The 21318-nt window shown below is 70.8% G+C and carries 12 protein-coding genes and 1 pseudogene; 7 read left to right on the top strand and 6 right to left on the bottom strand.

Annotation, left to right across the window (positions count from 1 at the left end; translation table 11 throughout):
• Positions 1 to 31: 31 nt before the first annotated feature.
• On the bottom strand, positions 32 to 2848 hold the full coding sequence (locus ACGFIO_RS11640; protein WP_392825243.1) for a M36 family metallopeptidase: 2817 nt from the start codon (positions 2846 to 2848) through the stop codon (positions 32 to 34).
• A 148-nt stretch (positions 2849 to 2996) separates the two neighbouring features.
• Here ACGFIO_RS11640 and smpB point away from each other — a divergent pair, with 148 nt between their 5' ends.
• Complete coding sequence (smpB, locus tag ACGFIO_RS11635) at positions 2997 to 3476, top strand: SsrA-binding protein SmpB (RefSeq protein ID WP_392825241.1); 480 nt, start codon at positions 2997 to 2999, stop codon at positions 3474 to 3476.
• 98 nt (positions 3477 to 3574) lie between these two features.
• Here the strand turns inward: smpB and ACGFIO_RS11630 are convergent, their stop codons facing one another.
• A complete protein-coding gene (locus tag ACGFIO_RS11630; protein WP_392825238.1) occupies positions 3575 to 4705 on the bottom strand; it encodes a sugar ABC transporter substrate-binding protein in 1131 nt (376 codons plus the stop codon).
• Positions 4706 to 5121: 416 nt separating this feature from the next.
• Here ACGFIO_RS11630 and ACGFIO_RS11625 point away from each other — a divergent pair, with 416 nt between their 5' ends.
• The gene (locus tag ACGFIO_RS11625; protein ID WP_392825235.1) at positions 5122 to 5868 is read left to right on the top strand and encodes an alanyl-tRNA editing protein; all 747 of its coding nucleotides are present in this window, start codon (positions 5122 to 5124) and stop codon (positions 5866 to 5868) included.
• 189 nt (positions 5869 to 6057) lie between these two features.
• On the opposite strand, the gene ACGFIO_RS11620 is transcribed toward ACGFIO_RS11625, so the two are convergent.
• Positions 6058 to 7131: a diguanylate cyclase domain-containing protein gene (locus ACGFIO_RS11620; RefSeq protein ID WP_392825233.1), complete on the bottom strand. Its 1074-nt coding sequence runs from the start codon at positions 7129 to 7131 to the stop codon at positions 6058 to 6060.
• Between the two features lie 261 nt (positions 7132 to 7392).
• Here ACGFIO_RS11620 and ACGFIO_RS11615 point away from each other — a divergent pair, with 261 nt between their 5' ends.
• On the top strand, positions 7393 to 8040 hold the full coding sequence (locus ACGFIO_RS11615) for a GntR family transcriptional regulator (RefSeq protein WP_392825231.1): 648 nt from the start codon (positions 7393 to 7395) through the stop codon (positions 8038 to 8040).
• Positions 8041 to 8048: 8 nt separating this feature from the next.
• Here the strand turns inward: ACGFIO_RS11615 and ACGFIO_RS11610 are convergent, their stop codons facing one another.
• Together ACGFIO_RS11610 and ACGFIO_RS11605 are read right to left on the bottom strand one after the other, a co-directional pair.
• The gene (locus ACGFIO_RS11610) at positions 8049 to 10772 is read right to left on the bottom strand and encodes a molybdopterin-dependent oxidoreductase (RefSeq protein ID WP_392825230.1); all 2724 of its coding nucleotides are present in this window, start codon (positions 10770 to 10772) and stop codon (positions 8049 to 8051) included.
• Entirely contained in the window at positions 10769 to 11578 is an 810-nt protein-coding gene (locus ACGFIO_RS11605; protein WP_392825228.1) for an FAD binding domain-containing protein, read from the bottom strand. Before ACGFIO_RS11605 ends, ACGFIO_RS11610 begins: the two co-directional genes overlap by 4 nt.
• A gap of 569 nt (positions 11579 to 12147) precedes the next feature.
• On the opposite strand from ACGFIO_RS11605, the pseudogene rho reads away from it, so the two are divergent.
• The 3 genes and pseudogenes from rho to ACGFIO_RS11590 all read left to right on the top strand — a co-directional run.
• Positions 12148 to 13299 (top strand): annotated as a pseudogene (gene rho / locus ACGFIO_RS11600) (transcription termination factor Rho); the annotation flags it as partial.
• Positions 13300 to 13380: 81 nt separating this feature from the next.
• A complete protein-coding gene (locus ACGFIO_RS11595) occupies positions 13381 to 13620 on the top strand; it encodes a PspC domain-containing protein (RefSeq protein WP_392825226.1) in 240 nt (79 codons plus the stop codon).
• 90 nt (positions 13621 to 13710) lie between these two features.
• Positions 13711 to 15549 (top strand): HelD family protein, encoded by a 1839-nt coding sequence (locus ACGFIO_RS11590; RefSeq protein WP_392825224.1) that lies wholly within the window; start codon positions 13711 to 13713, stop codon positions 15547 to 15549.
• On the opposite strand, the gene ACGFIO_RS11585 is transcribed toward ACGFIO_RS11590, so the two are convergent.
• On the bottom strand, positions 15461 to 15724 hold the full coding sequence (locus tag ACGFIO_RS11585) for a hypothetical protein (RefSeq protein WP_392825222.1): 264 nt from the start codon (positions 15722 to 15724) through the stop codon (positions 15461 to 15463). The two genes, ACGFIO_RS11590 and ACGFIO_RS11585, sit on opposite strands and share 89 nt — an antisense overlap.
• A gap of 203 nt (positions 15725 to 15927) precedes the next feature.
• On the opposite strand from ACGFIO_RS11585, the gene pulA reads away from it, so the two are divergent.
• Positions 15928 to 21318, top strand: coding sequence for a pullulanase-type alpha-1,6-glucosidase (pulA, locus tag ACGFIO_RS11580; RefSeq protein WP_392825220.1), 5391 nt, complete (start codon positions 15928 to 15930; stop codon positions 21316 to 21318).

Genomic DNA, 21318 nt, shown 5'->3' with positions numbered 1-21318 from the left:
CGGGGCGCTACCGCCCCGGGCCCCCTCGCATTCAGCTGCCGAACACCTGGAACTCGGCCGTGGCGACGTTCGTGGCGCCCGGCGTCGTCGAGGTGGCGCAGTCGGTGGTGCTGCGCGGGTCGTTGTCCTGCTCACCGGCGTAGAGCGGGTTGCCGGTGCACTGGTTGGTCAGCACCCGGTAGCGCACGTGGGTGGCGTTGCCCGGGCGTACCGTGAACGACTTGATCACCAGCTCGGGCACCTTGGGGCGGAACTGACCCGAGGTGAACGCGTTGGCCGGGCTGACGAAGACCGACCGGTAACCGGCGTCGGCCGAGCAGTCCTGACCGGCGGCCGCGTTGCAGGTGAGCACCTCGAAGCTGCGCACCGCGGTCATCGGCGTGCCGTTGAAGCCGCTGACCTGCACGCGGGAGACCAGCTGGGGCGCGGCGCCGGGCAGGTCGACGGTGACCGTCTTGCCGGCCACGCCACCGGTGCCGGTCCACGAGGTGCCCTCGGAGTCGTCGAGCAGGTTCTGCGCGTTGACCCCGTCGCCCGCGGCGGTCGCACCGTTGGTCGACGACGCCAGGTTGCTGGGCATCACCGCGGTCACGGCGGTGGTGACCCCGGCGTACACCGGCTGGGTGAACTTCTTGTGGCCCAGGCCCTTGCCGATGGCCAGGAACTTGTAGGTGCCCGGGACCACGGTGAAGGTTTCCGGCAGCGGGGTGGCCGGGTCGGTGTCGGCGACCGGGGTCGACCCGAAGTCGTAGTCACCGATGTAGAGGCGGGCCACCTTGCCCGCGCCGGCGCCGGCCGGCTTGAACGTCAGCTCGACGTTCTCCGTGTACGGCGAGGCGAAGCTGGCCACCGGGTCGACGTCCGACGGCCCGCTGGAGGCGCCGGCGCCCATGCCGCGGACGGCGAACGCGTTCCACAGCAGGTCGGCGTTGGCGCCGTCGAAGCGCAGCGCGTCCGCCGTGATCATGTTGTCGCGCATGTCGAGCATGCTGATCTGGCCGGTGGCGGCGAGCAGGAACGAGTCGAAGACCAGCTGGGCCCAGCGCCGGTTGCCCGGGCACTCGGTCGCCGGCGTCTGCCCGTTCGCGCACGCCTCCTGCTGGGCCCGGGTGCCGGTGCCGTAGCGGGAGACGAAGTTGCGGCGCACGTCGAACTGGGTGGCGCTCCAGATCTCACCGTCGGAGTGCACGGCCGGCCCGCGGTCGTACCCGAAGTTGGAGTAGTTGAGCGGACTGTTGCTCATGTCGTAGTTGCGGATGCCGGTGGCGAGGTCACCGGTCACGTAGCCGCCGGTCACGTACGGCGTGTTGCCGCGCGGCGTGTAGCCGGCCTCGAACAGGTACTCCATGGCCATCAGGTCGGACCAGCTCTCGCCCATCGACCCGCCCTGCTGGGAGCTGATGTTGCTGTCCGGGCCGGCGATCATCCGGTTGCTGATCGCGTGGGTGTACTCGTGCCCGATCACCGTCATGTCGAAGTCGCCGTCGACGCACGGCGGATAGGCGGCGCCGGCGGTCGGCTGCCACATGTACATGTTGGTCACCGGGGTGACGCCGTCCGGCGGCGAGGCCTGGTTGGCGTTGTTGCGGGTGGTCTGCGTGTTGGCGCCCTGCTGGGCGTTGCCGCGCTCGGCGTCGGCGCCCTTCCCGTACGCGGAGACGTTGGTCTTCTGCAGGTTCCAGGTGGCCTCGGTGAAGCCCAGGTGGTACGCCCAGTCGTGCATCCGGTTGTGCATCGCGAACAGGTTCGCGGTGGCGGCGTTGACGTCCGCCTGCTGCGCGGACGCGAGCGTGGCCGGGTCGCATTTGCTGCTGTTCCACTGGTTGGTGAAGGGGTACGTGTAGTCCCGCGTCGCGCTGGCGTCGGCCGGCACCTGCGGCGTGACGGAATCCCAGAACCGCACCGAGTAGGCCGAGTTGCCGCTGGTGGTGTGGCTGCTGGCGCCGGTGTCCGGGTCGATGTCCCAGGCCTTGCCGGTGGCCGGGTCGAGCACCACCCGCGAACATTCCGGCGCGGCGGCGGCGCACCAGGTCGCCCGGGTGTCGGCGCCCGTGCTCGGCGTGCTGGGGAAGACCTTCCAGTGCGGGTTGTCCTCCGCGAAGTTCACCAGGTTCTCTCGTACGAGGATCTTCCCGTCACGGGCGTCGACGTACGTGGTGTAGCCCAGCTCACCGTCCTTGGACAGGAGCACGACCTCGTACGCGGTACGCGCGGCGGCCCCCGGCATCGGCATGGCGACCGTGCGGACCCGGTGGGTGGCCAGGTCGGCCCGGGTCAGCCCGGCGTCGCGCAGCGCGGCGGTGATCGCCTCGGCCTGGGTGAGGGTGGCCGGCTCGGGTGCGGCCACCTCCGGGCTCAGCGTGGAGCTGACCGCCAGCACGTCGCCGCCCTTGACCGCGACCGAGACCAGGCCGTCGTGGGCGGCCGGCAGCTTGCCGAACCTCTGCCGCAGCAGCACGACCGAACCCTTCCCGACCGGGGTGCTGGCCACCGTCTGCAGGTCGTCGACCGAGGCGGTGTCCAGGGCGAACAGGCCGCGGCTCTGCTTGAGGTACTGCCTGGCCGCCGCGACCGGGTCCGTGGACAGGCCGGTGGCGAGCTTGCCGGTGAGGGACGCCGGCGTGCCGAACTTGTTGAACCGGGCGCCGGCCACCCGGGCGCGGGGAGCGGCCGCGCCCGGGCGGTTGTCGACGAAGTCGTGTTCATGGCCGACCGCTTCGCCGGTCAGCGGGGTCCCGGCCGGTGGGGCGGGCGCGGGGGCCGCGCCGGCCGGCATCGGACCCGTCGCTATCAGGGTGGTTGTCGCGATGAGCCCCGCGACCAGGGCCGACCGTGTGCGTCTGTGCACGCATGCCTCCTGAGCAGCCGTCCAGCAGGATCTCTGCGGACCTCCGGAGCCTACTCAAGAACTTGCATGTATTGATGTCCTGAATGACGCGGAACTCGCTCACGGTTAATGTCCGACGTTCCGCCGGGATCTCACGCACAATGGCCGGATGACCCGCGAGACCGGGCGCATCCTCATCGCGTCCAACAAGAAGGCCCGCCACGACTACGCGATCCTCAAGACCTACGAGGCCGGTCTGGTGCTCGCCGGGACCGAGGTCAAATCGCTGCGCGCGGGCTACTGCTCGATGCGGGACGCGTTCGCGGGCGAGCACGAGGGCGAGCTCATCCTGTACGGGCTGCACATCGCCGAGTACGGCTTCGGCAGCTGGACCAATCACGCGCCGCGGCGGAACCGAAAGTTGCTGCTGCACCGGGTGGAGATCGACCGGATCCGCGCCCGGCTGCGCGACGAGCACGGGCTCACGCTCGTACCCCTGTCGATGTATTTCAACGACGGGTGGGCCAAGGTCGAACTGGCCCTGGCCCGCGGTCTCCGGTCGTACGACAAGCGGCAGGCCCTGGCCGAGCGGGACGCGAAACGCGAGATCGCCCGGCACATGGGCCGCCGCCTGAAGGGTCGTGCCTAGCTCTTACCGGCCGGCGCCGCCTTACTGGCGCAGCCCCTCACCTGCCAGTTGCCTCACCAGCCGGCGCCTCACTTGCCAGTGCCTCACCAGCCGGCGCCTCACTTGCCGGTGCTGATGCCGTTCTCGTCGCAGAGCCGCTGGAGCTTGCTGCCCTTGCAGATCTCCTTCGGGTCGGCGAACCCGGCGTTGATCACCTTGTTGATGTTCTCCTTGGTGATCGCCTCCGGCGTCAGGCTCACGAACGGGACGTACGCACCGGACTCGACGTCCTTCTGCTGCCCGCTGGCCGAGCCCGGCTCGCCGTTGTAGAGGTCGGTGGCCAACTTGGCGGCGGCCTTGGCCTCCTCGGCGATGTTCTTGAACACCGTCATGCACTGCTCGCCGGTGAGGATGTTCTGCAGGCCCTGCACGGTGGCGTCCTGGCCGGTCACCGGGATCTTGCCGGCCATGCCCTTCTTGCGCAGCACCTCGATGACCGCGTTGGCGAGGCCGTCGTTGGCGGCGAGCACACCCTGGATCTTGGGCTGCTGGGCGAGCATCTGCGTGAAGATCACGCCGGCCTCGTCGTTGGCCCAGTCGGCGACCCACTGGTCCGGGCCCTTGGTGTACTGGGCCGAGTCGTACATCGGCTGCAGGATCTGGTCGTAGCCGTTCTTGAACTCGGTCGCGTTGTTGTCCGTGGGCGAGCCGTTGAGCTCGGCGATGATCGGGTTCGACGTGCCCTTCTCGGCGATGCACTGCTTGAGTACGGTGCCCTGGTTGACGCCGACGGCCTTGTTGTCGAACGACACGTAGAAGTCGGCGCCGCCGTTGAGCGTCAGCCGGTCGTAGTCGATCGTCTTGACGCCGGCCGCCTTGGCCTTGTCCAGGACGATCTTGGAGGACGGCGAGTCGAGGTTCACCACCATGAGCACCTTGACGCCGCTCTCGATCATGCTTTCGCCGATCTGGATGAAGCGGGCCCGGTCACCCTGGGCGTTCTGGATGTTGACCGGCACGCCGGCCTTGTCGAACTCCTGCTTCAGGAACTTCGGGTCGTCGGTCTTCCAGCGCTGCGCCGACTTCTCGTCGGGCAGGATCACGCCGACCCCGCCCTGACCAGTGGTCTTGGCCTTGGTGCCACCGCCGGAACTTGCCGCGCCGCCGTCCCCGTCATCACCGGTACAGGCGGAGAGACCACCCGTGGCCAGAAGTCCGAACACGGCGAGCGACGCCATTGCCTTACGCATGAACGGGGGTCCTCTCGGGGTCCTCAAGGGGGGTGTCGAGGCGTGCCGCGAGGGATGGCGGGCCCTCGGTGCGGGTCCAAGATACGACGTGCCAAGGCCAAAGGTGCACTCCCAGCCCCACCCACACCCTTTTCCTAACCGAAAAGCCGATCCGTCCTCACGTTCCGTAAAACAGGCCCCCACCCAGCGCAAGCGGAGATCATTTAGTTAACCCACCACCCAGTTCCACCCACCTCCGCGGCTCCTCGCCGGCTCTCCACCGGCGCGGGCGTTGTCCGGCGCGGCTCTTCACCGGCGCGCGAGCTGAGCGGACCCCGCACGGCTCGTCACCGGCACGCGAGCTGAGCGAACCCGCACAGCGCTTCACCGACGCGGGCTGGGCGGGTCCCGGAGGCGCGCGGGCCTAGGATCGGCGCATGGCGTTCGAGCAGCACGGACACACCCACCGGCTGGACTGGGCCGACCCGACCCTGCGGGAGTGGGACTGCACCGTGGTGTGGTCCGACCCGGTCAACCCGGAGTCCGGAATCGTCCTGGACCGCTCCGCCTTCTATCCCGGCGGCGGCGGCCAGCCCCCCGACCACGGAGTGCTGCTCTGGGCGGGCGTACAGACCCGCGTGGTCGACACCCGCAAGGGCGACGACCTCTACCTGATCCCCGCCCCCGGCGACCCCGTCCCGCCTCCCGGCACCGCCGTCCGCGGCGCCCTGGACGACGACCGCCGCTCCACCCTGATGCGCACCCATTCGGGCCTGCACATCCTCTGCGGAGCCGTGTTCCGCGACTTCAACGCCTTGGTCACCGGCGGCAACATGCAGCCCGGCGAGGCCCGCATGGACTTCAATCTGCCCGAGGTGCCCCCAGGCTTCAAACAGGCCTTGGAGGATGCCGTGAACGCCGAGATAGCCGCCGACCGCAAAATCATCGCCCGAGTCCTCCCCCGCGACGAGGCCCTGGCCATCCCCACCCTGGTCCGCACCCAGGACGCCCTGCCCCCACTGGAGATGCCCGAAATCCGCGTCGTCGACATCGTCGGCCTCGACATCCAGGCCGACGGTGGCACCCATGTCGCCTCAACCGCCCAGGTAGGCCACATCACCGTCCAGAAGGTCGAGAGCAAAGGCCGCCAAAACCGTCGCGTACGCATCAAGCTCTCCACCTGACCGCCACCGCCACCTGACCGCCGCGCCGCCGCCACCCGACCGCCACTGCCACAGCCACCTGACCGCCGCGTCGCCGCCACCCGACCGTCGCCGCCACCCGACCGCCATCGCCACCGCTTTGCCCGCGGCAAGGCACACGGCCCCACTCGTCGCGCCGCGCCCCACCGCCGAGCCGCTACCCCTGCCCACTCAGGCGGGGATGCCGGGCCCACCCGAGCGCAACCGCCGCTGCCGCTTGACCCTGTACATCTCGGCGTCAGCGGTCGCGACCAGCGCCCCGAAGTCATCCCCGGCGGTCCCCAGCGCCGCCCCGACGCTAGCCCCGACGAAGTGCACCCCGGTGGCCGTCTCGATCGGTTTGCTCACCACGTCCCGGAGCCGTTCGGCCGTCTCGCGCAACGGCACCGCCAGGTTCTCGCCGGACAGCACCACCAGGAACTCGTCCCCGCCCATCCGGGCCAGCACGTCCCCCTCCCGGATGTGCCGGCGCATCCGCCGGGCGACGACCCGCAGCACCTCGTCCCCGGCCTCGTGCCCGGCCGCGTCGTTCACCCGCTTGAAGCCGTTCAGGTCGATCACCAACACTCCCACCTCCCGCCCCGGCTCTCGCAACAGCGCGTTGACCCGGTCGCGCAGGAACGCCCGGTTGGCCAGCCCGGTGAGCGAGTCGTGGGTGGCGGCGTGCTGGAGTTCCCGCTGGCTGCCCTCGAGCGCCGAGTGCATGCGGGCGTGGAGGATCGCGATGGCCGCGTGCTCGGCGAAGAGTGTGAGGATCTCCCGCTGCTCCGGGCCGGGACGCATGCCGCTGAACGGCAGGTCGACGCTGAGCACACCGACCCAGGCACCGCCCGGCGCCATGAGCGGAGCGAAGAGGCAGTCGAGAGGATGCCAGGCGTCGGGGTTGTCGGGCACCGGGACGTCGGGAACCCAGGTGTGGAGGCTTTCCGGCACGCCCTTGCGATGGTCGACGAAGTAGAGGTTGTCCCAGCGGTCGGCCCGCCGGAACAACTCGTGCCAGTTGTCCGCGCTGCCCTTGGTGCCGACCATCTCGCGCCGCAGCTTGTCGCTGCCGGCGGCGGAGACGACGGTGAAGTCGCCGTTGGGCTCGGCGAGGTTGACGACGGCCAGCCCGAACCCGGCCGCCTCCACGACACCCTCGGCGACGGCGTCGAGCGTCTGGGTGAGGTCGAGGCTGCTGTGCACCCGTTTGCTGACCGAGATGAGCGTACGCAGCGCCTGCACGTGTGCGTCAGCGTCGGACATCGGTCTCCCTCGGGCCCTGCGGGATCGGCCACCAGCAATCTATCGGGCCGGTCGCCCGCATCGGGCCGGAGACACACGCACCTCCGGCCATTGAGATCAATAAGCATGGCCTGAACAGCATCCGGACATCGGTTCCCCCTCCGTTCCGGCGACAACACTGCCACGGGATTGGATCCAATCGCAAGCTTTGTGGACCAGAGGATGCCGGTGTAGCGTCACATTGGATCCAATACCGAGCCGAGGGGCAGGAGGACGACGGGCATGACAGTGGCTACGCAACGGATCGCCAACCACCTGCGGGACGCCATCCTGGGCGGCCACCTCGGCCCCGGCGACCGGGTGCGCCAAGAGGATGTGGCGCAGCAACTCGGCGCGAGCCGGCTGCCGGTGCGTGAGGCGCTCCAGATGCTCGCGGCCGAGGGGTTGATCGAGAACGAGCCCAACAAGGGCGCCCGGGTGCCGCGGCTCAGCCGGCACGAGGTCGACGTCATGTACCGCATGCGCGAGCAGCTCGAGCCCCTCGCCCTGGCGGAAAGCCTTCCTCACCTCGACGACTCCGACCTCTACCGCCTGGTCGAGCTGCAGGACGAGATCGAGCGCGGCACCGACACGCACGGTTTCCTGGAGCTGGACCGCCAGTTGCACCTGCTGACCTACGCCGGCTGCGAGATCGAGCAGCTGAACGCCACGGTGCACCGGCTGTGGAACTCCACGCAGCACTACCGCCGAGCCTTCGTGCAGACGAGCGGGAACGAGCGGATGTGGGCGGTGAACGCCGAGCACCGGCTGATCATCGACGCGATGTTCCGGCGGGACGAGGTCGACGCGGGACGGTTCGTGGCCGGGCACATCCGCCGCACCCGGGCCGAGCTCGGCCGGCATCCCGAGGTGTTCGGGGAGAAGCGATGACGGCCTGGTCAGGAGTTCTGGGTCGACCGCCGGCTGAGCGCGAGCCAGATGCGGTCGCGGGTGAACGGTGGCTCGGTGAAACGGATGCCGGTGGCGTCGCGGAGGGCGTTGGCCAGCGCGGGGGCGACCGGGTTGAAGGGACTCTCGCTCATCGACTTGGCGCCCAGCGGGCCGATGGCGTCGTCGGTCCGGGCCAGGTGCACCTCGGTGTGGGGTACGTCGGCGAAGGTCGGCAGGTGGTATTGCCGGAAACCGGCGGTGGTCACCCGGCCCGCGGCGTCGATGTCCACGTGCTCGGCGAGCGCGGCGCCGAGGGCCTGGGCCACGCCACCCTCGATCTGACCGCGGATCTGGAGCGGGTTCATGACCGTGCCCGCGTCGGCGCTGTGAACGCTGGCCAGGATGCGGAGTTCGCCGGTGGAGGGGTCGACGGCGATCCGGAACCACTGGGCGTTGAAGGCGACCGAGCGTGGACTTCCGCCCCAGTGCCCTTCGGCGCGCAGGGGTCGCGCCACGCGGGCGGCCACCTCCTTCAGGGTGGGACCGCCGACCACGGCGTCGAGGGTCAGTTCGGCGCCACCGGCCTCGGCCAGGATATGCGCGCGGAGCCCACGTGCCGCATGCAGGACGGCCTTTCCCGCCACGACTACGCCGGTGGAGGCGAAGGCGCCGGTGTCGTGCCCGACGAGGTCGGTGTCGGACTGGCGGATGGCGATCCGGTCCGGTGTGGTGCCCAGGGCATCGGCCGCGATCTGGGCGTGGACGGTGGTGCTGCCGTTGCCGAACTCCGCGGTGCCCACGGCCAGATCGAAGGTGCCGTCCGGAAGCAGGGTGGCCACCGCGTCGGCGAAGTGGCCGCCCGGCGGCCCGGCCGCGATCATCGCGATCGCCATGCCCTCGCCCACCAGCCACCCGTCGGGAACCGCGCCGAACGGCTCCGAGCCCCCATCGGGCATCGGCGGGGCTTCGGCCGAGAAGGGAACACCGGACGAGGTCGCGCGTCGCGGCGGTGGGGACGCTGGGTGGGACCTGCGTTCGCGGAGGTGGGACAGGCACTGGTCGAGGCCGTAACTGGCGATCGTCAGGTCGTCGGCGTGGCTGCCCGGGGCGGTCATGGATTCGCCGGGACGGACGATGTTGCGTTCGCGGAAGGTTACCGGGTCCATGGCGAGCGCCCGGGCGAGCTCGTCGAGGACGGATTCGACGGCGAACGAGACCTGGCCGAGGCCATAGCCGCGGAAGGCGCCCGCCGGCACGGTGTTGGTGTAGACGGCGTAGGCATCGGTTCGCTTGTTGGGGCAGCGGTAGACCGCCAGGGACTCGTGGCAGCCGTGGAACAGCACCGCGGGCCCGTGGTTGCCGTAGGCGCCGGTGTCGGAGACCACGTGCAGGTCCATCGCCGTCAGGGTGCCGTCGGCGGCGGCCGCGGCGCGCATCCGGACCGTGAAGGCGTGCCGGGTCGTCGCCGCGGTGAACTGCTCGGCGCGGGTGAACTCCCACTTCACCGGGCTGCCGGTACGCATGACGGCGAGCGCCACCAGGTCCTCGGTCAGCATCTCCTGTTTGCCGCCGAAGCCGCCGCCGACCCGGCCGGTCAGGACGCGTACCCGCGACGGGTCCAGGTCGAGTACCCGGCACAGCGCGCGACGGGTCAGGAACGGCGTCTGAGTGCTCGACCGCACCACGAGGCGGCCGTCGTCGTCCAGCCAGCCGATCGAGCCATGGGTCTCGAGTGCGGCGTGCTGGGCGCGCGGCGTACGGAAGACGGCCTCGAACTCCACCGCGCCGGCCGCGAAGCCGGCGGCGACATCGCCGAGCTCGTCCCGCAGCCGGCCGACGACGTTGGTCTCGCCGTGCAGCAACGGCGCGCCCGGAGCCATGGCCTCGGCGGCGTCGACGACCGCGGGCAGCACCTCCCAGTCGATGTCGATCGCCCGGCAACCCTCCTCGGCCGCGGCCTCCGACTCGGCCACCACCGCGGCGACCCGCTGGCCGGTGAACCGTGCCGTGTCGTCGAGCATGCGCGTGTCGGCCGGGTCCTCCGACGGGTGCTCGTGCTGTGCCGTCGAATACAACGTCGATGGCACGTCCTCATGGGTCAGCACCAGCCGCACACCGGGGACGGCGCGTGCGGCCGAAGTGTCGATGCACCGGATCCGGGCGTGGGCGTGCGGCGAGCGCAACACCTTGAGATGCAGCAGCCCGGGTACGTCCACATCGAACGTGTACCGGGCCGCGCCCGTGACGACGGACGGCCCGGCCGGTGCGCCGACGCCGGCCCCGACCGCGTTCCCCGGCGACACCGCCGTCACGTGGCGCACGCCGTCGAGGGCGTCGGCGATCGCCCGGTAGCCCGTGCACCGGCACAGGCTGCCCTTGAGCGCGCGGGCGCGGTCCATGCCGGGCGGCAGGGCGGCCGCCGTCATGATGTATCCGGCGGTGCAGAATCCGCACTGGAACCCTTGCGCGTCAAGGAATCCCTGCTGTACGGGATGAAGCGATCCGGGCGGCGCGAGCCCTTCGATAGTGGTGATCTCGCGGCCGGTGGCGCGGAAGGCGGGATAGACGCAGGAGTGCACCGGCGTGCCGTCGACGTGCACCGTGCACGCCCCGCAATCGCCGGTGTCACAGCCCTTCTTCACGCCGAAGTGGCCCAGCGAACGCAGATAGGTGCGCAGACACTGCCCGGGTCGTGGCGCCGGGCCGGGAGCGGGATCGCCGTTGACGATCACGGCGTCAGCTCCTGGCGGATCTCCTCGGCGTACGCGCGGGTGAGGTGGCGACGCCAGACCGGCAGGCCATGCACGTCGTCGACGTACGCGTCGGAGGGGATCCGCTCGGCCAGCGCCACCTGCAACGTCTCGGCGCCGGGCATCGACGGGAAGGTCAGCTGGTACGGGCGCCAGGTCGACGCGGTCACGGTCAGCGTGAAACGGCCATCCACGTCGCGGCGGCCGATCAGCAGGGCCGCCGACCGGCCGTAGGTGTGCAGGGACGCCTGCCGGAAGGTGGCCACACCGGTCAGTGCCGGGGCGGGCAGGCGGATCGAGCGCAGCAACTCGCCGTCGGCCAGCACGGTGGTGGCGTTGCCGGTGACGAAGGAGGCGACCGGCACGCGGCGGGACGAGCCGTCCGGCGACAGCAGGAGGCACTCGCCGTCCAGGGCAACGGTCAGCGAGATCATCGGGCCGGCCGGCAGCGCCGCGCAGAGGTTCCCGCCGACGGTCGCGACGTTCCAGATCTTGAAGCTGGCCAGGAAGGAGTGACAACACCCGCGGGCAACGGCACGGAACGCACCGAACCGCGGCGCGGCGTCGAAGCCGGCCAGATCGGCCACCGTGCACGTTGCGGCGATCTCCAGACCGTCGTCGCTCACCGTGAGCGGGGCCCAGCCGGCGGCGGCCAGGTCGAGGAGGCGGCGGACCTCGGGGCGGGGTTCGCCGAAGAGGGCGGTGCCCCCGGCCAGCCAGGCGTCACCCGGCCGCCACTGCCCGACCCGGGCGGGGCTGACCACCTCAGCGACGGTGTTGAGGTCCACGCTCCGACGCTACGCGTCCGTTGTTACAGCCCGTAGAAGATTGCCGAACCGCCACTCACGCGCTAACCTGGGCCCATCGCGCGGTGACCGCCCCCGCAGCGGACTTCCCATTGGACCCCTCTCGTCGGGCCCACAACAATCTGCACCTCAGGCGAAGCGGATCATCCCGCCCGAGGTTCGAGCACCCGCATCCGAGTGCAGGCGCCAAAGCGAAAGAACGGCTGAGCGCGACCCCGGACGCAAGCAGGCGCGGCCAGGAGAGGCAAGAAGGCCAGCGGCCCGCAACGCAAGAAGGTCCAGCCCGCCATGCAGGAAGGTCCAGCCCGCGACGCAGGAAGGTCCAGCGCGGAACGCAAGAGACGGTCCAGCGCGGGAAACAAGAGACGGTCCAGCGCGGAACGCAAGACGGCCCGACGGGCCCGAAACGCCAGCCGGCCCAGCGCGCGGAACGCGAGACGGCCTTAAGCCGAGCGCAAAAATCGCCACCGGCGCACGAATCCCCAGGCAGTGCCGACCAATCCCATTGGAGTACCCGAAAAATGACCACGACCCAGACCAAGACGCCGACCAGGCGCCGTGGGAGCAGCCGGCCCGCCGACGAGCGCCCACAGAACCAGAACACCACCGCCCAGAACCGTCCACCCGACTCCACCACGACGATCGAGGTCGAGGGCCTGGTCGACATCGTCAATGACCGCGCCTGGATCCGGGCTGACGGCTACCGGCCCGGCCCGGGCGACCTCCCGGTCAACACCAACGACGCCGGGAAGCTGCGCCGTGGCGACCATGTCCGGGGCACCGCGACCGTCACCGGCCGGCGCCCGGCCACACTGAAGATCGAGCAGGTCAACGGGCGTGACCCCGAGGCCAAGCGCCCGGACTTCTACGATCTGACCCCGGTCTACCCCCGGGACCGGCTCCGGCTCGAGACCGACCCGGGCCAGCTCACCAACCGTGTCATCGACCTGGTCGCGCCGATCGGCAAGGGGCAGCGGGCGCTCATCGTCGCCCCGCCCAAGGCCGGCAAGACGATGATTCTGCACGCCATCGCCACCGCGATCAGCCGCAACCACCCGGAGTGCCACCTCATGGCCCTGCTCGTCGACGAGCGGCCGGAGGAGGTCACCGACATGGAGCGCACGGTGCGCGGTGAGGTGATCTCGGCGACGTTCGACCAGACGCCACAGGTGCACACGGCCGTCGCCGAGCTGGCCGTCGAGCGGGCCAAACGCCTGGTCGAGGAGGGACGCGACGTCGTTCTGCTGCTCGACTCGATCACCCGGCTGGGCCGCGCCTACAACCTCGCCGCCCCGGGCCGCGGGCGCACGCTCAGCGGCGGCCTCGACTCGAGCGCGCTGCACCCGCCGAAGCGGCTGCTCGGCGCCGCCCGCGCGCTGGAGGGCGGCGGATCGCTGACGATCATCGCGACCGCGCTGGTCGAGAACGGGTCGGTGATGGACTCGTTCCTGTTCGAGGAGTTCAAGGGCACCGGCAACGCCGAGTTGAAGCTGGACCGCGGGCTGGCCGAGGCGCGGATCTTCCCGGCCATCGACGTGGCCGAGTCCGGCACCCGGCACGACGAGCTGCTGCAGGACCCGGCCGAGCTGGCGATCGCCGGCCACCTGCGCCGCGTGATCGAGAGCCCGGAGCACTACCAGCGCTTCCTCACCCAGCTCAGGGGCACCCCGGGCAACCCGGCCCTGCTGAGATCAGGGTCCTGACCGGGCCTTCCCCGATGAAACTCAGGCACTCGCGAAGCCATCCTCGAAGTACACCAACGGAAATGGAAGCGAGTGATCACCATGAACGCCGTCCACGACTCGATGGCACGGCAGGGTCTCAGCCGGCCGCGCGACGGACGCATCCTCGGCGGTGTCTGCGCCGGCCTCGGACGCCGTTTCGGGCTCGACGCCTGGACCGCTCGGCTGATCTTCGCGGTGACGTTGCTGGTCATCCCCGGCAGCCAGATCCTGATCTACCCGGTCCTGTGGATCCTGATGCCTTCCGAGGAGCGCGGTTTCGCCGCCCAGCACCTCAGCTGAGTGAAAAAGTTCGCCGAAAACCGCGCTGGCTGACGCCGCCGGAAAGAACAAGTCTGTTTCGCCGACGAGTTCGGCCGCAATCTGGACGCCATGCGCGACGAGATCGCGGCCGAACAGGGCCGCCTGAACCGCCTTTATCGCCGCCTCGACCAGATGCGGGCGGAGACCGAGACGGTGGAGCGTCTGGCCCGGCTCGACGCCGCCGAGGACCGGCTCTGTTTCGGGCGGATCGGTGATCTGGCGGTCGGCCGGATCACCCTGATCGACAACGATGTGCCGTTGCAGGCGGATTGGCGCACGGAGGTCGCCCGGCCGTTCTACGACGGCACGTCGGCACGGTTGTTGTTGCGGACGCACGGGCGCCGGGTGACCGGTATCGACACGGGTCCGCGGTTCGACGCCGATCGCACCGGCCGGATGCCCGACATCGTCGCCACCATCCAGGCCGAGCAGGACGCGATCGTGCGCGCCGACCCGGACGGCGTGCTGGTCATCCAGGGCGGCCCGGGCACCGGCAAGACGGTTGTCGCGCTGCACCGCGCCGCGTACCTGCTCTATCACCGCCCCGCCCTGGCCGACCTCGGTGTGCTGGTCGTCGCGCCGAACCCGACCCTGCTCAGCTACATCGACCAGGTGCTGCCGGGCCTCGGCGAGACAACGGTCACCCTGACCACGCTGACCGAGAACGTCCAGGCCGAGGATGAGCCCCGGGCGAGCGAGATAAAAAGTCGGCTGTCGATGGCCGGTATTCTCGCCGACGTCCTGCGGACCATGCAGGACGAGATCCCTTTCCCGGCGGCAGTGGAAAAGGCGCGGACCGAACCGCACAATCGGGCGCGAGCTGTCTACGCCCAGGCGGTGGCCGACGAGCTGGCCGCCGAACGCCAGGCCTTGGAGGACCGTTTCGAGTCCGAGGTCGCCGACATCCTGGCCGAGGCGAAAATCGACGACGCGGTGGCCGCCGATCTGGCCGAACTGGGCCTGGCCCACGTCGAAACCCAGGATCAAAATCATGATTTCGTACGCTCGGCCGCCGAGGCCTGGTGGCCGGTGCTGACTCCTGAGCACGTGGTGGAGGCCTTCTACGCCGACCCGCACCGGCACGCCGCCGGCCGCCTCACCCCGGCCGAATGCGACCTGCTCAAACGCGCGCCGGGCACGGAGCCGACCACGGCCGACGTCCCGCTGCTGGACGAGGCGGCGGAACTGGTCGGTGCCCGGGGCCTGCGCGCCTACGGTCACGTGGTGGTCGACGAGGCCCAGGAGCTCACCCCGATGGCCTGGCGGATGGTCTTCCGCCGCTGCCCGAGCCGCTCGCTCACGATCGCCGGCGACGTGGCGCAGACCGCCGACCCGGCCGGCGCCACCACCTGGGCCGACGCGTTACGTCCGCACGTCGGCGACCGGTTCCGGACGGCCTGGCTGAGCGTCAACTACCGCACCCCGGCCGAGATCATGGACGCCGCCGCCGAGCTGCTGCCCGCCGCCGACCGTCCGCGATCCGTGCGCTCCACCGGCGTACCCCCGTGGAAACGCACCGTGACCCACGCCGAGCTGGCCGGAATAGCCGCGCATGAGGTCGAACGCGGCGGGATGGTGGCCGTCGTCACGCCCGACGAGTGGGTGGCCGAGGTCGCGACCAGCATCGGCGCGACGGCGTTCGGCCCGGACCCTGACCTGACGCGACAACTCGTGGTGCTCGGCGTACGCCAGATCAAGGGTTTGGAATTCGACAGCGTCCTGATCGTCGGCCCGACGGCGATCCTGGCCGGCCCGCGCGGCCGCAACGCCCTCTACGTGGCCATGACCAGGGCGACCAAGCGGCTGGGCCTGCTCGAGGTCAGTCGTCGGTCGGCACCGACATCGGCCGGCGCTCCTCCTCGCGGGCGGCGATCTGGGTCATCGCGCGACGGTATTGACCACGGGTGATCTCGCCGTCCGCGAGCTGGGCCGCGAGCACCCCTTCCAGGCTGCCCGGTGCGCTCGGCAGCAGCTCGACCTCCAGCGTGGCCTGGGCCTCCGCCGTGCGCTTCCCGAAACCGTCACGCACCGCACACCACGCCGCGAAGACGATCAGGCCGCCCAGCACCAGTGTGAGGAGCATCAGCACGATCACAACTCCACCTCCGCCAGGCAATACGGATCGGAGGCGCGCTCGGTTCAGGCGTCCGTAACCGCCGTCGGGGCGAACGGATCCGCTCACCGACGGTAGCGACGCGCGGTTATCCACAGGGGATTGCCCGCCCGTGAGCTGCGCGGATAGCGTGCATGGCAACCACCGAAGCCCGTTGAAGGGGATCAATGGCGATGCCCAGATCTCTGTTGGCCGTCCTGTCCGTCCTGGCTCTCGTGCTGCCCGCCGCGCCCGCCCGGGCCGGCGAGGTGAACGACGCCGTGATCGCCCAGTGGGGCTCCGACCGGCCGGCGAAGGCCGAGCAGTTCTACTTCGTCCTGCCCGACCGGTTCGCCAACGGCAACCGGCGCAACGACGACGGCGGGCTGTCCGGCGACCGGCTGTCCACCGGGCTGGATCCGGCCGACAAGGGCTTCTACCACGGCGGCGACATCCAGGGCGTTATCGACGAACTCGACTACATCCAGGGGCTCGGCACGACCGCGATCTGGATGGCGCCGGTGTTCAAGAACAAGCCGGTCCAGGGCAGCGGCGCCGACGTCTCGGCCGGTTACCACGGCTACTGGATCACCGACTTCACCGCGGTCGACCCGCATTTCGGCACCAAGGCCGACCTCGAGCGCCTGGTCCGGCTGGCGCACCGGCGCGGCATGAAGATCTACCTGGACATCATCGTCAACCACACCGCCGACGTGATCAAGTACGCCGAGAACACCTACTCCTATGTCGACAAGGCGACCCAGCCGTTCAAGGACGCGCGGGGCCGCCCGTTCGAGGACCGCAACTACGCCGACGGCACCAGGGCGTGGCCCGAGGTCGACGAGAAGTCATACCCGTACACGCCGGTGTTGTCGGGGCGCGACCGCACGGTCAAGGTGCCGTCCTGGCTGACCGACCCGACGATGTACCACAACCGGGGCGACTCGACCTTCGTCGGCGAGAACAGCGAGTACGGCGACTTCTTCGGGCTCGACGATCTGGCCACCGAGCGGCCCGAGGTGGTCCGCGGGATGACGAAGATCTACTCCGACTGGATCACCAGCACCGGCATCGACGGATACCGGCTGGACACGGTCAAACACAGCGACCTGGAGTTCTGGCAGCAGTTCAGCCCGGCCGTCCTGAAACAGAAGCCCGGCTTCTTCATGTTCGGCGAGGTCTACAGCGCCGACCAGGAGGTCGAGTCGACCTACGTGCGGCGCGGCGGGCTGCCGGCCACCCTCGACTTCTCGTTCCAGGACGCGGCGAAGAACTACGTCGCGTCCGGCGGCTCGGCCCGGCAACTGGCCGGCGTCTACGCCAAGGACGACCTGTACACCGCCCGGGACACCGGCGCCCAGCGGCTGCCGACGTTCCTCGGCAACCACGACATGGGCCGGATCGGCTCGTTCATCGCCGGCGGCGGCACCGACCCGGCCACCCATCTGCGCCGCGACGAGCTGGCGCACGAGCTGATGTTCCTCACCCGCGGCCAGCCGGTCGTCTACTCGGGCGACGAGCAGGGCTTCACCGGGCCGGGCGGCGACAAAGACGCGCGACAGGACATGTTCGCCAGCCGTACGCCCGACTACCTGGACGACGACCTGATCGGCACCGACCGGACCCACGCGGTGGCCAACTACAACCCGCAGCACCCGCTCTACCGCACGATCGCCCAGCTCAGCGCCCTGCGGAAGGCGAATCCGGGCCTGCGTGACGGCGTGCAGACGACCCGGTACGCGGCCGATGGCGCCGGCGTCTTCGCGGTCTCCCGGGCCGAGCGGGACGAACGCCGCGAATACGTGGTGGCGGTCAACAACGCCGCCACGCCGCAGACCGTCACCCTGGACACCTGGACGCCCGCCTCGGCGTTCACCGGCATCTACGGCGCCACCGGCACCGTCCGATCGGCCGGGGACGGCAAGCTGACCGTCACCGTCCCCGCGCTGTCCTCGGTGGTCTACCGCGCCTCGGCCACGATCGCCCGGCCGGCCGGGCCGACGATCAGGATCACCTCCCCCGAGGCGGACGCCCTGGTGCCCGGCCGGACCGAGGTCACCGCCGAGGTCACCGGCGACCCGCTGGCCGAGGTGACCTTCGCGGCCAAGGTCGGCGACCGGCCGTGGCAGCTCCTCGGCACGGCCCACCGGGCGCCCTACCGCGTCTACCACGACCTGACCGGCCTCGAGGGCGGCACGAAGATCCAGTACCGGGCCGTTGTCCAGGGCAGCCGCGCCGCCGCCTCGGTGCCGGCCCGCGTCGGCACGCCGGTCAGCAACGCCAGTCCCGACTACATGGTCGTGCATTACCAGCGCCCGGCCGGCGGCTACGAGGACTGGAACCTGTACGCGTTCGGCGACGTGGAGACCCCGACGACGTGGCCGCAGGGGCAGCCGTTCGCCGGTGAGGACGCGTACGGCCGGTTCGCCTGGGTCAGGCTCAAGCCCGGCGCGCAGAGCATGGGCTTCATCGTGGTCGACAAGAACGGCGTCAAGGACGTCGAGGCCGACCGCTTCGTCACGCCCGCGCGCACCCCGGAGATCTGGCTCAAACAGGGCGACCCCACGGTGTACGAGTCGCAACCCGCGCCGCCACCGGACCAGAACACCGCGATCCTGCATTACCGGCGGGCCGACTTCGGCTCAACCTTCAGTCCGGCTGAGGGTGGTGGCGGGGCTGAGGACGGCTGGGGCCTGCACGTCTGGGGCGGCGCGGCGAACCCGACCGAGTGGTCGTCGCCGCTCCAGCCGACCGGGCGGGACGCGTTCGGGGCGATCTTCCGGGTGCCGCTGGCCGCCGGGGCCACCGAACTCAACTACATCGTGCACAAGGGCGACACCAAGGATCTGCCCGACGACCAGCGGCTCGACCTCGGCCAGGGCCGCGAGGCGTGGCTGCTGGCCGGGGTGTCGCCACGTCTGCTGCCGGTGACGCCCAAGGCCGGTGGGGCCGTCGGGGTGGACCTGGGCAAGTCGCAGGCCGTCTGGCTCGACCGCGGGTCGATCGCGTGGGCGGTCGGCGGCGGTGGTTCGCTCGCGCCGGCGGGGGCGGGTACCGACGGCAAGATCTACGACCTGGTGTACGCGCGGGACGGCGGCATCGGTGTCGCGAACGGCGAGCTGACCGGCACCTACCGCAGCGTGCACCTGTCGGCGGTACGCAACGGGCTGACCGAGGCGCAGCGGCAGAGGTTCCCGCAGCTGTGGGCCTATCCCGCCTTCCGCCTCGACCGCCGTGAACAGGTCGCGGACATCCTCCGCGGCCAGGTGGTGATCACCGAACGGGACGCGGCCGGCACGCTGCTGTCCGCGACCGGCGTGCAGAACGCGGGGGCGCTCGACGACCTCTACGCGGGCGCCACCCGGTCGACGCTCGGGCCGGTGATCGACGGCGACCGGGTCACGCTGTCGGTGTGGGCGCCGACCGCCGTGTCGGTGAAAGCCGAACTGAGCGACGACACCGTGCCGATGCGCCGGGACGACGCCACCGGCGTGTGGTCGGTGACCGGGCCGGCCGGGTGGAAGGGAAGGTACTACCGCTACCGGGTGACCGCGTGGCAGCCGGCCGTGGGCAAGGTGGTCACCGCGTCGGTGACTGATCCGTACTCGGTGGCCCTGTCGGCCGACTCCGGGCGCAGCCTGATCGCCGACCTGACCGACCCGGCCCTCGCCCCGCCCGGCTGGCAACGACTGCGCAAGCCGACCGCGACGGCCAAGCCGCAGATCTCCGAGCTGTCGGTACGCGACTTCTCGATCGCCGACGCGACAGTCCCGGCGGCCGAACGCGGCACCTACGCGGCGTTCACCCACCCGGCCGGCGCCGGCATGAAGCACCTGAAAGCGCTGGCCGGCGCGGGCACGACACACCTGCACCTGCTGCCGGTGTTCGACTTCGCCACGATTCCCGAGAAGCGCGCCGACCAGCGGCAGCCGGCCTGCGACCTGCCGTCACTGCCGCCGGACTCGGAGCGGCAGCAGGCGTGCGTGGCCGCGGTGGCCGCCACCGACGGCTACAACTGGGGCTACGACCCGCTGCACTACACGACGCCGGAAGGCGGGTACGCCACCCAGCCCGAGGGCGCCGCCCGCACCCGCGAGTTCCGGCAGATGGTCGCCGGGATCAACGGCGCCGGCCTGCGGGTCGTCATGGACGTCGTCTACAACCACACCGCGGCCGCCGGCACCGACCCCAGAAGCGTGCTCGACCAGATCGTGCCCGGCTACTACCAGCGGCTCAACGCCGACGGCACGGTGGCCAACTCGACCTGCTGCGCCAACACCGCGCCGGAGAACGCGATGATGGGCAAGCTGGTCGTCGACTCGATCGTCACCTGGGCCCGGGCGTACAAGGTCGACGGGTTCCGGTTCGACCTGATGGGGCACCACCCCAAGGCCAACATCCTGGCCGTACGCGCGGCGCTGGACCGGCTCACCCCGGCCCGTGACGGGGTCGACGGGCGCGGCATCGTGCTCTACGGCGAGGGCTGGGACTTCGGCGAGGTCGCCGGCAACGCCCGGTTCACGCAGGCCACCCAGGCGAACATGGCCGGGACCGGGATCGGCACGTTCAACGACCGGCTGCGGGACGCCGTGCGTGGCGGTGGCCCGTTCGACGCCGACCCGCGCGTGCAGGGGTTCGCGTCCGGGCTGTTCACCGACCCGAACGGCGACCCGGTCAACGGCACGCCGGACGAGCAGCGGGCGCGGCTGCTGCGCTACCAGGATCAGATCAAGGTCGGGCTGAGCGGCAACCTGAAGAACTACCGGTTCACGAACACGGCCGGGGCCACGGTCACCGGGGCGCAGGTGGACTACAACGGCTCGCCGGCCGGATACACGGCGGCGCCGGGCGAGGCGGTCACCTATGTGGACGCGCACGACAACGAGATCCTGTACGACGCGCTGGCGTACAAACTGCCGGCCGCGACGACGGCCGCGGACCGCGCCCGCATGCAGACCGTGGCGCTGGCCACCACGGCGCTCGGGCAGGGCACCGGGTTCGTCGCCACGGGCAGCGAGCGCCTGCGGTCGAAGTCGCTGGACCGCAACTCGTTCGACTCGGGTGACTGGTTCAACCAGATCGTCTGGGACTGCCGGGCCGGCAACGGCTTCGGCCGGGGCCTGCCGCCGGCGGCCGACAACCAGGACAAGTGGCCGTTCGCCCGCCCGCTGCTGGCCGACCGGGCGTTGGTGCCCGGCTGCGCCACCATCGGCCTGTCCGACGCCCGCTACCGGGAACTGCTCGAGGTGCGCGGCTCGTCGCCGGTCTTCGGGCTGACGACGGCGGCCGAGGTGCAGCGGCGGCTGACGTTCCCGCTGGCCGGCACCGGTGAGAAGCCGGGCGTGCTGACCATGCGGCTGGACGGGCGCGGGCTGGACCGGCGCTGGAAGTCGGTGACAGTGGTGTTCAACGCGACGCCGGCCACCGCCACGCAGACCGTGCCGGTGTTGCGGGGCCGGGCCGTGTCCCCGCACCCGGTGCTGGCCGCCTCGGCCGACCCGGTCGTCCGCACGGCGGCGGTGGACCGGACGACCGGGACGTTGACGGTCCCGGCCCGGACCGTGGGAGTGTTCGTGGAGCGCTGA

Origin of the sequence: Actinoplanes sp. NPDC049265, assembly GCF_043197135.1 — a bacterium.
GTDB lineage: Bacteria > Actinomycetota > Actinomycetes > Mycobacteriales > Micromonosporaceae > Actinoplanes.
Note: the sequence above shows the minus strand (reverse complement) of the source record. Positions and strands in the feature narration are given on the sequence as shown.

Excerpts from the sequence above, each read along its gene's own strand:
- smpB (WP_392825241.1), top strand. The coding sequence starts at position 2,997 with ATGACCCGCGAGACCGGGCGCATCCTCATCGCGTCCAACAAGAAGGCC.
- ACGFIO_RS11630 (WP_392825238.1), bottom strand. The coding sequence starts at position 4,705 with ATGCGTAAGGCAATGGCGTCGCTCGCCGTGTTCGGACTTCTGGCCACG.
- ACGFIO_RS11625 (WP_392825235.1), top strand. The coding sequence starts at position 5,122 with ATGGCGTTCGAGCAGCACGGACACACCCACCGGCTGGACTGGGCCGAC.
- ACGFIO_RS11620 (WP_392825233.1), bottom strand. The coding sequence starts at position 7,131 with ATGTCCGACGCTGACGCACACGTGCAGGCGCTGCGTACGCTCATCTCG.
- ACGFIO_RS11615 (WP_392825231.1), top strand. The coding sequence starts at position 7,393 with ATGACAGTGGCTACGCAACGGATCGCCAACCACCTGCGGGACGCCATC.
- ACGFIO_RS11595 (WP_392825226.1), top strand. The coding sequence starts at position 13,381 with ATGAACGCCGTCCACGACTCGATGGCACGGCAGGGTCTCAGCCGGCCG.
- ACGFIO_RS11590 (WP_392825224.1), top strand. The coding sequence starts at position 13,711 with ATGCGCGACGAGATCGCGGCCGAACAGGGCCGCCTGAACCGCCTTTAT.
- ACGFIO_RS11585 (WP_392825222.1), bottom strand. The coding sequence starts at position 15,724 with ATGCTCCTCACACTGGTGCTGGGCGGCCTGATCGTCTTCGCGGCGTGG.
- pulA (WP_392825220.1), top strand. The coding sequence starts at position 15,928 with ATGCCCAGATCTCTGTTGGCCGTCCTGTCCGTCCTGGCTCTCGTGCTG.